This is a genomic window from Paenibacillus hemerocallicola, assembly GCF_006265175.1.
Classification (GTDB): Bacteria; Bacillota; Bacilli; order Paenibacillales; family NBRC-103111; genus Paenibacillus_AB; species Paenibacillus_AB hemerocallicola.
Window position 1 is genome coordinate 45,744 of record NZ_VDCQ01000032.1, and the last position, 14,194, is coordinate 59,937.

Consider the following 14,194-nt stretch of genomic DNA (forward strand, 5'->3'; position numbering starts at 1 on the left):
AAAGGGATTCGTTAAGGCGGAAGTGTGCCCGGAATAGGTGACCGCTTGGGACGCCGACTTGTCTAGACGTCGAGACTCAGATCGGACGAATTGAATTCGCTTACTTCCCGGCTTTCTCCTTTTCTGCGGCAAGCGCTTTTTTCAGCAGTTCGTCTGCTTCGCGCAAAGCGTTGTTGATGTCCGTCTGGTTTGTCGCCACTTTCTGGAACTGGCCGGACATCGTATTTTGCTGCGTCACAAGCGGGAGGTCCATCAGATTCGGATCCCTTTTCGGTGAAGCCGGGATCGGCGGGAACTTGTTAAGCGCATTCATATTTTTATTGCTGTAAACAGGATGCTCTTTACCCAAAACGGCCTGAATCTCTTTGCTGTTCAAAGTAGTCGGAATGCCTATCTTCGAATCCTGCATCTGCACTTCGTCAGACAGCATCGCCATCATAACCTCGAATGCCTCATCTTTATGCTTGCTCTGATTGGTGATCGACCAGTATGCCGGTCCCCTAAGTCCCATCATCTTCGGCGCTCCGTTCAACAGCGGCGCTGAGACGAGATCCCAGTTCACTTCCTCCGGAATGACAAGATATATATTGTGCTGGTTGATCTGCATGGCGACGTTACCTTTGGCGAACGCGTTGTTTTCCTCCCCGACGGTTTTGGCGATTGGGTTGTTCGGTATTTCATAGAAACGCTTCAGCGTCTCGAACAGCCCCTTCCATCTTTCCTGCCCGGACAAACCGTCCGCTTTCGGGTCCAATATCGGATGGGAGTACGGATTGTCGCGCATAAACGCCATCGTGTTGGCGCTGAATCCGCGGTATACTGTGCCTCCGTCCGTTCTGCTCATCTTCTTGGCAAGCTCGTACACTTCATCGATGGTCATGCCGTCCGTCGGATATTGGACGCCGAACTTGTCGAACAAATCCTTGTTGTAATACAGCACTTGTGGAAAATAAGGCGGCACCGGAAGGCCGTAAACCGCCCCTGTTCCAATGACATCGACGATTTCCTGAGTGAACACTTTGTTGAACCGGCTCATGTCGTACTTGTACTTTTTGATCGTATCGCGCAGATCATAGGCCAGGTTCATGTCCAAATAATTCGTACGGATCGTCGGGATGTCGATTCTGTACAAGTCCGGAATTTCCCCGCGCGAGACGAGATCGGCAATCGAATTCCCATTCCCGCTTGTCGTAAACTTGATTGAAATATGCGGGAATTTTTCTCCAATCGTTTTTTTCCATCGCTCGTTGAATTCTTTCTCGCTTACTCCAGGCGCATAAAGATGCAATTCGTATGGATCTTTCTTCTTGTTTTCCGGGACCGCTTCCTCGCCGGTTTTTTTGCCCGCGCACCCTGCAACTGCAGTTGAGGCCAATAATAATGCCGCGATGCCGATTTTTCCCATGTTTTTTGTTTGTGTCATTTGCTTAAACCCCTCCAGACCATTTTGTTCATTTTTCATAATTGAATGGATAAGATCTTAAAGCGTCTACAATACAAGCATCACATCCTTTCCGCAACGGATTGGGAACATCCAGTTTTGCCGACCGTGTTAAGTGTAACCAACTATATAATTCACTTCTAATTCTATAATACACAATGAAACCTGAAAAACAATAAGTAAATAAATTATAAGTGAACTATTTGAGTGTTTTTTTTTAATTTCATGCCAGTCGTTAAATGGTTTCCTTAGGCGATGTGCCTAAGTATTATAAACTGTTAATGCATTTTAAGTTTAATTTACAATTGATTTTTTTTGTAATGCGATTATTATGGAATTAGAAATGAATTTAATTATTCTTACATCCGTTTCAAGCAAATTCATTGCGGAAAGGTTGGCGATAGTTGTGAACACACTTGCGAAAGCGCATACATGATATTTCGATTGTCTTCGAAGAGCCGGATCAGTTTACTTAAGTTCCGAAAAGAGAGGAGAAGATTCGATGAAAAAACTCGTCTGCTGGCTGCTCCTGTATACGCTCGTATTCGGCATGCTGCCCCTTTATGCGACGGAAACCCGTGCGCAAACGATCTCGTTTTTGAACGGCGGATTCGACTCGGGGCTTACGGGTTGGAGCATGCTCAACGGAAACATAGCGAATATGGTGGTGACGAGCGAAATCAAATATGCAGGCGGATTCAGTCTGAAAATAAAAGATATGGAAAATAACGCAGCTTACGCCATGATCAGCGACAAATATCCGGTATCACCCGGCAAAACGTATACGGCGACTGCCAAGCTGTATCTTGTGGGCGGTTCCGGTTCGATCTATTTGTATTTTTACGATGCGGCTGGAACGAGGATCCATAGCGCATTTTCTGGTTTAAGCGCTCCGCAAAGCCAATGGACCGATGTGAAGATCAGTTCCGATGTGCCCGGCGGAGCTGTGAACGTGAGCGTCGTACTCGCTACGAGCAAATTGAACGTAGGCACCGCCTATTTCGATAATGTCGGCCTGACGGCCGCCGTCCCGATCGCAAACGGCGGGTTCGAATCCGGTCTGGCCGGGTGGAACGCGGCTTACGGAAGCCAGCAACAGATGACCGTCACGACGGAAACCTACTTCGCAGGTGCGAACAGCCTGAAAATTGTCGACAACTCTTCGAGGGGCGCTTTCGGTATGGAGAGCGACAAGTTTCCGGTTATGCCGGGCACGCAGTATACGGCTGAGGTGAAGGTACGGACCGAGACCGGGACGGGGGCGATTTATATAAGGTTTTTTGACGCTTCGAACCTTCAGCTCGAACAGAAATCAACGGGAGCCGGGACTTTGCCCGGACTATGGCAGAGCATGAAAGTAACGCTGACTGCCCCGGAAGATGCTGTATCGGCAAGCGTTCTACTGTATAGCGATTCGGCAAATACAGGAACCCTTTACTTTGATGAGACAAGCATATCGGAGGTAAGCCTCATACGAGGTGCTGTGAGCGATGCCGTGTACGGCTCCCCGGTCCCGTGGGCAAACGCCTACCTGTATCGTGCTGCCGATACCGGTTTCACGACGCCGCTGGACAAGGCTGTGACGGGACAATCCGGGGAGTTTGTGTTTGCCCGGAGTGCGGATGATGGAGCTTATACGGTCAGGGCAATGAAAGATGGCTATTTGCATGGAACGGCCGCTGTCGAGGTTGAAGGCGCCGGCAACGGAAGCGCGGCTATAACATTGGTGCAGGATACCGCCGCGCCGCGATATACGGTAAGCGGTAAAGTGCGCCTGCCCGATGCGAATGCGCCGATCGCCGACGCCGATATTGCGCTTTACGACGATAACGATGTCGGATACACGGCATCGCTTGCTGCCGCCGTATCTGCAACTGACGGGACGTTTACTCTGGATCGGGGCGTCCCGAACGGCAGATATATGGCCCGGGCGGCGAAGGCGGGCTATTACACGACAACGTTTCCGGTAGCGGTAAGGGATCGGAATTTTACTGAGATTGATCTGCGGATGCCTTCAAAGGAAAACGTGACGGAGCAAAATATGCCCAAGCCGCCGGCGGTGCATCCAAGATTGTATGTAACGCCGGAACTCGTTCCGCAGCTGCAGGCGAAAGTCCAAACCCCGGCGTACGAACACGTATGGAGTACACTGGTCAAATTGAGCTACATCCCGGAGTATACAGGGAGGAGCACTGGAAAGACGCTTGGCTTGGAACGGTATGAGTTCCCTGCTCCGGAAAACGCCCGATATGTAAAAATTTTCGGAAGAGGGAATTCCGTCAACCAATGGAACTCGATTACGGAGACTGAGATCTACACGCGCAATTCTTTCGGCGCTCCAGAGAAGCTGGCTGTGCAAGGGGCCGCGTGGAGCAGTCAGGATCAGCAATACGACGGCAACAAGACGATCGACGGAAATCTTGGTCCGGAGTCCAGGTGGTCGGCCGAAGGGCCTCAAGAGTGGATCGCGTATGACATCGGGTCACTCCGGACCGTAACCGATATCGGAGTTGCTTGGCACAGCGGGAATGTTCGAACGTCTTATTTCCATATCTATGTGTCTGATGACGGACAAAACTGGCGCCTTGTCGATCTGGGACTGGGTCGGGAGCCAGGTATGCTGGACCAGCCTCCGGCCGGACAGTCGAATTACTCGGCCGCTCTGAAAAATGCGATCGAATACAATGCGATGAACTATTTGCTGACGGGCGAGGACGCCAGTGGTCGGTTGGCGATTCGGACGATTCTCAACTTTATGGATACGGTTGTCTATGCGGGAATTGACACGTTCCGGCTGATCGGAGATACGATCCACGCCGCTTCTGTGACCTACGATTGGTGTTACCCGCTGCTGACTAGCGATGAGAAGACGGCCTTTATCTCCAAACTGAAATCATTGGCAGGACAGATGGAAATGGGATACCCGCCGGTAAAAGGCAGCTCGATCAGGGGACACTCCAGTGAAAATATACTGATGAAAGATTTGCTGGCGGCAGGTATCGCCATTTATGACGAGGAACCGGAAATGTACAACGTATCGGCCATCCGTTTTTTTGCAGAATTCGTTCCGGCACGAAACTTCTGGTACTTGTCCGGCATGCATCCTCAAGGAGATTCGTACGGTTTCAGCGTACGTTTGATGCCGGAATTGTGGGCGCAATGGATGTTCGCCCGATTGGGATACCCCGATGTATTTATCGATGAGCAGCGTGATGTGCTGTACCGTGGTCTTTACCTTCGCCGGCCGGACGGACAGCTGATGCGGGACGGGGACACGACGTTGCAAAACTACAGTCTCCCGGGCACTTATTGGAAATACTCGCCTGTTGTCCCGTTGCTTGGTGCGTCGTACTATAAGGATCCGTATTTGCAGGGCGAGTTTCTGCGGCAGTATGCGATGGTTACAAACCTGGTGACGGAAATCTTGTTTGCCGATCTGGACGTGCCCGCAAGCCCGGTAGACGAGCTTCCGCTTACGCGTTATTTCGGGTTTCCGTACGGCACAATGATCGCCCGTACCGGCTGGAGCATGGACGGACCTGAAGGGAGAGCTTCCGATGTCGTGGCGGAAATGAAGATCGGCAACTATCAGTTCGGGAATCACCAGCATCTCGATATGGGCAGCTTCCAGCTGTACTACAAAGGTGCGCTTGCGATTGACTCGGGCATGTATCAGGGCAGGCATGGCGCTTACGGTAGCGAGCATGACAACAATTATTACAAGCGGACGATCGCGCATAACGCAATGCTCGTTTACGATCCGGCGGAACGGTTTTACGCCGGTTGGGCAAACGACGGCGGGCAGATGAAGACTCCGGAAGTCGAAAACCTGACCGAACTGCTCGGGAAACCGTATTACACCGGTCAAGTGGCCAACCATCAGTTCGGGCCGGATCCGGCCGCACCGGACTTCAGCTACATCAAGGGCGATTTGACCGCCGCATACACGGATAAAGTGAAGCAGTTCAAACGTTCGTTCCTGTTCCTAAATTTGAAAGACAGCAGCCATCCGGCAGCGATGATCGTGTACGACAAGGTGGTCTCCTCCGATCCGAATTTTAAAAAGTACTGGCTGCTGCATAGTATGGAGGAGCCGATCGTGACAGGCAATACGACGACAATCAGGCGAAGTGAAGACGGATATGGCGGCAAACTGGTCAACGAAACGCTGCTGCCGCAGGCGAACAACACGGTGATCGAGAAAATAGGCGGACCCGGACGCGAGTTCGAGGTATTTGGAACAAACTACTTGCAGGAGCCGTCACGCCCGCCTGGCCAACATACGGTGGAGGCGGGGGCATGGAGAGTGCAGATTTCCCCGCAAACACCGTCGGAAACCGACCGTTTTTTAAATGTGTTGCAGGTATTGGACGACAATAACTCTTCTCCGCTTGCAGTGAGTGCAATAGACTCCGACCGGATGGTTGGCGCCGCTATCGCCGATTCTATCGTCCTGTTCAGCAAATCGGGCGACCGGGAGAGAGGCGCTTTGACATTTTCGGTCCCCGGCAATCAACAATCGCTGCAGTTTGCCGTTGCCGATCTTTCTGCCGGCACGTGGCATATTGCCGGCGGCGGAAAAGAAGCGTACGGCGAAGTGAGCGAAGAGGGAGGCGTGTTGTACTTCCATGGAGCGACGGGTGCGTATACGCTCACTTACATCGGCGCGCAAGACCTCGTGCCGCCGGAAACGTTCGCACTTATCAACGGCAAGAGCGGCCCGGGAACGTTCAACGACCGGAACGTGACGGTAACGTTCAGCACGTATGAGCTGTTGTCCGGTATTGCTTCCACTCAGTACAAATTGAACGGCGGAGCTTGGACGACCGTCAACGAATCCGTTTATTTAACGGGGGAAGGCGTTCATACGCTGGACTACCGTTCCATCGACCGGGCGGGCAATATTGAAACATCAAAGCAAGTCGTCATCGGCATCGACAAAACGCCTCCCGTTCTCCAGTTGAATGGAAAACGCGAAATGTCGCTGTTTGTCGGCACCGTCTTTTCTGATCCGGGATCGACAGCAAAAGACCTTCTCGATTCGGGCGTCAACGGGCGAGTCGAGGTGGAGGGCGAGGTGAACGCAGGCGTGCCGGGGACATACGAGATGACGTACCGGGTTGCGGATACGGTCGGCAATGCCGCGGAGCCCGTTACGCGAACGGTTCGCGTAATCGATCCAGCGAAACTCGGGAAGCTGCAGTTCGACTCCCAGATTTACTTGATGTCGCCGGGGGAACAGCGAGAAGCGACAGTGACCGCGACGGTGTATGGGGACGGCCGCCTTCACGATGTGACGCCGTTTCCTGCCTACGCATCGGATAATCCCGACGCCGCTCATATCGCGGGAGGCGTCATAACCGCGGTCGGAGACGGAGCGTCTCTCATAACCGCCTCTTACGGAGAGCATACGGCGTGGGCGGTTGTGTCAACAGAATCGAACGTCGGAAGGACATTCCAAGCGGTGCGGAAGCTGCTAGATCAATATGCCGCGCTTGGAGAGCTTGCCGCTCCGCTCCAAAGCCAGCTCGACAACCGGCTCGGGCAGGCGGAGCATCAATGGAATCAAGGGCATCGGCAGCAGGCGCTCAAGCAACTGGACGATTTTCTGGATGCGGTAATAAAGCATGCGGATAAAGTGTCGGCGCATGCGGCGCAAACGCTCGGCGAAGGCGTGAATTTGATCGTTCGGGCGTTGTCTGAAACAGCTTGATCAAGCTATTGGGGATGCCGGCCTAAACCGGCATCTCTTTCATTTGCGGCAAGCTGCGCCAAACTTGAAATAGAGGGGACTATGACGCGTGGACATTATTCAGTCCGTAGAGGCGATACGAAACAAGCATTTGCCGAGTATGGAGACGGGGATTTCTCTCGTTCCATGGACGTTGCCGACCATTCCGGAAATTCCGCACTGGCACGATGCGTTAGAGATATGCTACTGCCTTTCCGGCAAGGGCGTGTTTTATTTCAAAAACCGGGAGTACGACATCGGCCCCGGCGATCTTGTCATCGTCAACAATGTCGAGCGGCATACGTCGAAATCCTATAGAGGCTTCACTTGCTCGAATTTGTTTTTATTTTTCCATCCATCAACGATTGAGCAGTTGGACTTTCATTTGCTCCGCCCGTTCCTATTCGACCGCAACCGTTTTACGCATCGCATATCGTCACAGCTTCCTGTAGCTCGCGACATTGGCAAGCTTATTTTGCAAATGCAGGAGGAGCTGGCGGAGCGCCGCCCGGCCTATGGCACGCTTATCAAAAGCTTGTTGTTTCACATTTGCTCTTTGCTCGCGCGCCATTACGACACCGAAACGGACGGGGGATGGCAGCCGTTCTATACCAAATACGCAACGGTCCGCTCGGGTCTCGCCTACATTCAATCCCATTATCGGGAGAACATCAGTTTCGACGACGTTGCCAAAGCAATGTCGCTCAGCGCGTCGCGAGCCCGTCATCTGTTTGCGGAGGTAATGGGGGAGGGATTCAAAACGTACCTGCTCCAACTGCGCGTACAGGTTGCGCAGCGACTGCTGGTGCAGACGGATTTGTCTATCGAGGACATTTGCGATCAATGCGGATTCCAGAGTGTCTCTTCCTTTTATCGGGAATTCCGGAAGCAGGTGAAGGAGACGCCTTTATCGTATAAAAAACGGTACAGCGCTCCATGCCAGCAACCGGAACAATGTAATGCTTCCGCCCTTTTCGTATCTTACCGACAGATTAGCCATTTTTGAGAAAAAGTCAGGCGCTGCTGTTATTGTTGCAAGCTTGTAATGAAATTAAGATTAAGCTGTCTCCATTAATAAAATAGAGGGGTTGAGGTGATGTATGAGAAGCATGCGGCGTTTGGTGCTTATGGGATCGATATCCGTGATCGTTATTTGCGGATGCAATGGGAACCGGCAATCGGCAACAACTGACGGTGCGCTTCAGCAGGCAGAGAAAATGCCGGAGGCGACGAAAGATCCGATCGAGCTGGTCGTGTATTATCCTTTTGGAGATGATTCGCCAGACTCTTTTCAAAAAAACTATTGGCAAATCGTCCAAAAAAAATATCCGAACTTTCATGTCAAATGGGTAAATACGAAAACGTTGACAATGAATGATCTTGCCGCTACACAAACAGCCGTCGATATTATTTTTTCCAATGCGAATCATGCTGCGCAGTTAGCGGATTTCCGCTATGTTTCCGATATGAATGAACTGATCCAAAAATATAAGTTCGATCTCGGGCGCATCGATCCGACAGCAATAGACATCATTAAAAAAGCAAGCAATGGAATGTTGACGGCGCTTCCGATCTATATCAACTATAATCTTATGTTTTACAATAAGGATCTTTTCGATAAATTCGGTGTCTCCTATCCAGTTGACGGGATGACCTGGGACGATACCTACAGCCTTGCGAAGAAGCTGACGCGATACGATAATGGCATTCAGTATGTCGGGTTCAGCTATCATTTTTTGAATGGGAATATGTTGTGGTTAAATTCATACGGGCAGGAGGAGATGGATTCAAAGACAAAGAAAGTCACTTTTGATAGCGGCAGATGGCCCGACATCATGCGAAATTTCTTGCGGTTTTTCGAAATACCGGGACATGAATTTTTGATAGGAAATGCGTCACTAAACGGCTTCGCCAAAGAACAGCGTATTGCGATGCAGATCACATACAGCAATCGAGTAATCGGTAATCCCGATCAAGTGCCGCCCAATTGGGATATTGTTTCCCATCCGGTCTATGAAGACTTGAAAGGGGTCGGCTCGGGGATCGAGCCGCTCTATTTTTACCTTTCCTCGGTCAGTAAGCATAAAAATGAGGCTTTTTTGGCAATAACGGCATTGCTCGAGGATGAGGCTCAAAAAATGTTGGCACAAAGAGGGTTTTATCCCGCAGTTAAAATTCCGGATTTGAAATCCGCATACTCGCAAGTAATCGGATTGAAGGGGAAAAATGTCGAAGCCATGTTCGTCAATCAGTTCGCACAGGCTGTAACGATGTCTCAAGATGTGCTCGCTATCCGGCCATCGTTGAGCGGCGCGGCTACGAATGTCATGACTGGGAAAAAAGATGTCAATACCGCCTTGCGCGAGGCTGCGGTTGAAGTGAATAAGAAATTGCAAGAGCGCATCGCGTCAGGGCTGTCGAACTAATTTGCAACTATCGTTAAGACGCATAAACGGGATTTAAAAACACGATTACGCAGAGAGGCGTGGAAAGATGGAACATTCGAATTCATGGAGAGATTATGCCGTCGTCTCGGACAGCGCCACAATGTGGAACGAATATGCCGCGGCACCGCAGACGCATACCCATATACCGGATTGCTCGTTTGCTGGATACCGTTACAGTGAGCAGGCATTGCCCGATATTCCCGAAGTTATCAGCGTGAAGGACACCGGCGCTGCCGGAGACGGACAGAGAGACGACACCCTCGCATTCAAGCGGGCAATCGAACGGGCGGCACTCTCGGGAGGCGGGGCGATTTACGTTCCCGAAGGAGAGTACCTATTGTCTGACATTTTGTATTTTCGTCATTCCGGCATTGTGATGCGCGGAGCGGGAAAAGACAAGACGAAGCTGCTGTTCGCCAAATCGTTGACCGATATTTTGGGGCCGCTGCCGTTCGGAGTTCATCCACTGAGATCGCAGTATGCATGGTGTGGAGGTCTGATCTGGGTCGGACCGCAAGCTTCAATGACGAAAGACAACTGGGAGGGGTGGGACGATAAGGAGACACTGGCGTCGCTGACTGCTCCAGCTAAGCAGGGAGCCATGACCGTACAGGTGGACGCGGAAGATGCGGGAAAGCTGACTCCGAGCATGGCGGTTCAGATGACGTGGGATAACCCCTCCGATCACTCTTTGCTCGAAGCGATCGCTGGGCATGAGCGGATGAAGGCTACCGACTGGGTATCGGACGGGCAAATGCTGACACGTTGGCCTCGCTGGTACTGGCCGACGGAGATCGCCAAGGTGGAAGGGACTACGGTGACGTTAAAGCAGCCGTTACGGCTCGAGGTGCGGGAGAAATGGAACGTCGCGCTCCGTCCATTAGGGTCGCATATTCGTGAAGTCGGAATAGAGCATCTTACCATTCGCATGCTTCATAATGATAGCGACTATGTGCACTTACAAGACAAAGGTTTCAACGGCATTTACTTCAATCGCGCCATGCATTGTTGGGTTCGGGAGGTGGCGATTCACAATGCGGAGAACGGAATTATACATGCGGCAGTTAAAAGTTCGACCGTTTCGGGACTTACCGTGTCCGGTCGGGAACATCATCACGCCTTGGCATTACGCCTGCACTCCCATGACAATGTGTTCACCGATTTCCGCATCGAATCGAAAACCGTTCACGGCATCAATACAGAAGGCTTGTCTAGCGGCAACGTATGGCGTAAAGGCGTGATGGTGCACGGAACATTCGATTCGCACCGCTTGATGTCTTTTGATTCGATCCGGACCGATATCACGTTGCATAACGATGGAAAACCGGGAGGCGGGGACGGTTTCGGCCCGTTTCTCGGAAGAAGAATGGTGCATTGGAATGTTTGTCTGATCGGCTCCTCCGGCGACTGGGTCTACCAGCCGGATTGCATGCCGAATGGGGCTTTGGTGGGGGTTCGCGGAGCCGAACCGTCGGCAAAGCTGTGCGGGAGAGGGACGGTGCCGGGCTTCAAAGGTTGCGTCGTTGCCGATCTTGCAACCACACCGGAGCTGGAGGACTTGTTCGAAGCGCAACTGCGGCACAGACTAGGAATGCGCGCGATCAGGCGATTGGCCAGATGAAATAGATCGTGCAGCTTACCTTTGCGTCCCGGAGAATTTTGGATATGATATTCATATCCGTATGAATTAGATGTTTAGTTGCTTGCTGCGAATCACTTTAGATGTTTTGAGAATTGCACAAAACGCCTTAAAAAGGAGGAATTGAAATAAGCACCGTCTCCAACATTACTGGAATTGACTCACTTTATATATAAAGATTTTGAAGGACAATTATTGTTGACTACTCTGAAAATAACTCGTAAAGCGTACCTCTAAAAAAGACTACACGAAACTAGGCGCAGCTTGTATGGGTTTAGAAGGGGAAAATTACCAGGCCTACGAAATTACGGGCAATCCATATTTGAATAAGCTGTTCTTACGCTTGGGCGGAAAAGCCGCCGGAAGTTTTCCGCTCACAAGACTTCCGGCGTCACGTCTTCAAACGGTGCCGTCGTTGACGAAGCGCGCGTGATTGAGCGGACTGTATGGGTAAAGAGGGCGTACCACCTGCTCTATCCGCTTCCACAAGAACAAATTTCGTATTGGATTACATAGTGCCCTCGGCAGATTTTGTCGGGGTTTTTGCTATCGATTCGGAAAGAAGCGGTATGAATACCATTGCCGCCTATTTGCGGTTCGCTTTTACGCACCGCATGAAGCTCCCGGCGCGCGGTGATTTGCTGCATGACGGCGGTCGGTCGACCGCGATTCCCTCCTCGCCATTCATGAACTTTTTTGCTAAGAACACAAACCGTTGAAAGCGTCTTCCCGTAAACAGGGATGTACATGCAAAGAAGATCATTTGAAAAACGAGGAGGATTCGCCGGTATGAAGAAACGAAGCAAGCTGATCGCAACGCTGTTGACCGGATGGATGGTGGCGTCGTCGGCGCTGCCGGTATTTGCGGCGGACGGGGCCGCGGCTGCCAATGTGAAGACGGATGCGCAGGTAGCGGCCGAGCTCGGGGTGCTGCAGGGAGACGGAAGCGGGATCACCGCCGCCTACTTGGCGAAGACGACGACCCGCATGCAAGCCGCCATCTTATACTTGCGGCTGAAAGGATTGGAGCAGACGGCTCTCGCTTACAAAGGAACGGACAATTTCGCGGACGCCTCGCTCGTCGGGGACGGGAACAAAGCGATCCTGTCGTATTTGAAAGCGAACCCCGCCCTGGGCTGGACGGGAACGGGCGACGGCAAGTTCGATCCGCTATCTGGCGTAACGGCCCAGCAATATTACAAAGTGCTGCTGGAAGCGATCGGCTATAAGCAGGATGCCGACTTTACGTATGCCGATGTGCTTACATACGCCAAAACAAAAGGATTGTCCCAAATCGCAGATGCCGGCGCACTGCGCAACGGCCATATCGCGACGGCCACCGTAGAAGGAGTGAAAGCGACGCTGAAGGTCGGCGGCAAGACGCTTGCGGAATCGCTTGCCGATGCGAAAGTCATCGCTGCCGATAAAGTCCCGTTGGCGAAGTACGCGCGAATCAACGTTGTGAACGACGCAACGCTCGGTTCTTATCTGGTCGATGAAAGCGGCAAAACGCTGTACTATTTTGCCAAGGACAGCAAGGATACGAGCACGTGCAAAGACCAATGCGCCGCCAACTGGCCGATTTATTATGCCGAGAGCATCCAAGTATCCGGCGAAATGAACGCCGCCGACTTCAAAACGATCGTACGCGAAGACGGCAAAAAGCAGACGACCTATAAAGGGATGCCGCTGTACTATTACGTCAAGGATGAAAAAGCGGGCGATGTAAAAGGCCAAGCCGTCAACAACGTGTGGTTCGTCGTAGGCTTCTCCTCCGTAGCGGCCGCTTCCCAGGAAGGACTCGGCAAGTTTTTGACCGACTCGACCGGCAGGACGCTGTATTGGTTTACGAAAGACGTCAAAGACAAGAGCGCATGCACGGGGACATGCGAAACGAACTGGCCTATTTTCTACTCCGGACACGTGTCGTCCCCGGCTGATTTGTCCGCCGCAGATTTCGGTACGATCGTCCGCGACGACGGCACGAAGCAAACGACCTACAATGGCATGCCGCTCTATTATTTCATCAAGGACGAGAATGCGGGAGACGTCAAAGGCCAAGGCGTGAACAACGTCTGGTACGTGATCGACCTCTCCGAAGCCAAGCAAGCCGAACAGCCGGCAGCGGCTGCGGGCAAGGCGTATGCGATGGATATTATAAAATTCGCCTTCGCCCAACCGGAAATCACGATCGAAGCGGGCTCCACCATTACGTTTACGAATAAAGACAATGCCTTCCACAATGTAGTGTCGGATTTGGAAGCAGACGGCAAAGCGCTGTTCGAAACGCCGATGCTCGACAAAGACGAATCGTTTACGCTGACGTTCGACACGCCGGGGGAGTATACGTACTACTGTTTGCCGCATAAGGAACACATGAAAGGAAAAATAATCGTGAAATAACGGCTGCCGCGGCCGGCGCCGTCTACAAGAAATCCGGTTTTCCTGGATCGGGCTTTTCCGGGGAAGCCGGTTTTTTGTACGACAGGGATAATCCGCGTACAACCGGGAGGCCCTTGATGAATCGGCTGCAGCATGTCGCCGTCAATAGAGGAACTAATTTCCGTTATGGTCTTGAATTCCACTATACTCTCGAAAATAACGGCAAAGAATTCCGTTATCTCGATGTTGCGGAGTGAAATGATCATGAACAGGCGGAATAGCGGAACGGTTTTCCGTTATTTTGCAATCCATACGAGTGGTCGGGTCAATAGCATACTCCAGTTCCGCTATGTGTTGGATTCGGGAGCCCCGCAAAGCGCGGGCAAAGACTGCCGGCCTCTCCGGCATCGGAGCAAAGGTTCCGCTTTGCGAGATATATTGTTGAGAAAGCCAAGCAGAGAAAAGAACCATCTAAAAGTAGTTGGGGAAATGTACGTAAAGCGAAGCGTCTGACTTTAAAATCTAGTTATAACCGCTGCTGTTCATAAAAATAA

6 protein-coding genes are annotated in these 14,194 nt (G+C 51.7%); 5 read left to right on the forward strand and 1 reads right to left on the reverse strand.

What is annotated here, in order from left to right:
• Positions 1-100: 100 nt before the first annotated feature.
• On the reverse strand, positions 101-1,423 hold the full coding sequence (locus FE784_RS21540; protein WP_176706408.1) for an ABC transporter substrate-binding protein: 1,323 nt from the start codon (positions 1,421-1,423) through the stop codon (positions 101-103).
• A 520-nt stretch (positions 1,424-1,943) separates the two neighbouring features.
• Between FE784_RS21540 and hepB the strand changes: the two genes are divergently transcribed.
• From hepB to FE784_RS21565, 5 genes are all read left to right on the forward strand, one after another.
• Positions 1,944-7,154 (forward strand): heparin/heparin-sulfate lyase HepB, encoded by a 5,211-nt coding sequence (gene hepB / locus FE784_RS21545; protein ID WP_139604303.1) that lies wholly within the window; start codon positions 1,944-1,946, stop codon positions 7,152-7,154.
• An 88-nt stretch (positions 7,155-7,242) separates the two neighbouring features.
• Complete coding sequence (locus FE784_RS21550; protein ID WP_139604304.1) at positions 7,243-8,178, forward strand: AraC family transcriptional regulator; 936 nt, start codon at positions 7,243-7,245, stop codon at positions 8,176-8,178.
• Positions 8,179-8,272: 94 nt separating this feature from the next.
• A complete protein-coding gene (locus FE784_RS21555; protein WP_139604305.1) occupies positions 8,273-9,598 on the forward strand; it encodes an ABC transporter substrate-binding protein in 1,326 nt (441 codons plus the stop codon).
• A 67-nt stretch (positions 9,599-9,665) separates the two neighbouring features.
• Entirely contained in the window at positions 9,666-11,240 is a 1,575-nt protein-coding gene (locus FE784_RS21560; RefSeq protein WP_139604306.1) for a glycosyl hydrolase family 28-related protein, read from the forward strand.
• A gap of 807 nt (positions 11,241-12,047) precedes the next feature.
• Positions 12,048-13,661: a plastocyanin/azurin family copper-binding protein gene (locus FE784_RS21565; RefSeq protein WP_176706409.1), complete on the forward strand. Its 1,614-nt coding sequence runs from the start codon at positions 12,048-12,050 to the stop codon at positions 13,659-13,661.
• The last annotated feature ends 533 nt before the right edge of the window (positions 13,662-14,194 follow it).

Coding starts and splice junctions, on each gene's coding strand:
- FE784_RS21540 (WP_176706408.1), bottom strand. CDS start 1,423: ATGACACAAACAAAAAACATGGGAAAAATCGGCATCGCGGCATTATTA.
- hepB (WP_139604303.1), top strand. CDS start 1,944: ATGAAAAAACTCGTCTGCTGGCTGCTCCTGTATACGCTCGTATTCGGC.
- FE784_RS21555 (WP_139604305.1), top strand. CDS start 8,273: ATGAGAAGCATGCGGCGTTTGGTGCTTATGGGATCGATATCCGTGATC.
- FE784_RS21560 (WP_139604306.1), top strand. CDS start 9,666: ATGGAACATTCGAATTCATGGAGAGATTATGCCGTCGTCTCGGACAGC.
- FE784_RS21565 (WP_176706409.1), top strand. CDS start 12,048: ATGAAGAAACGAAGCAAGCTGATCGCAACGCTGTTGACCGGATGGATG.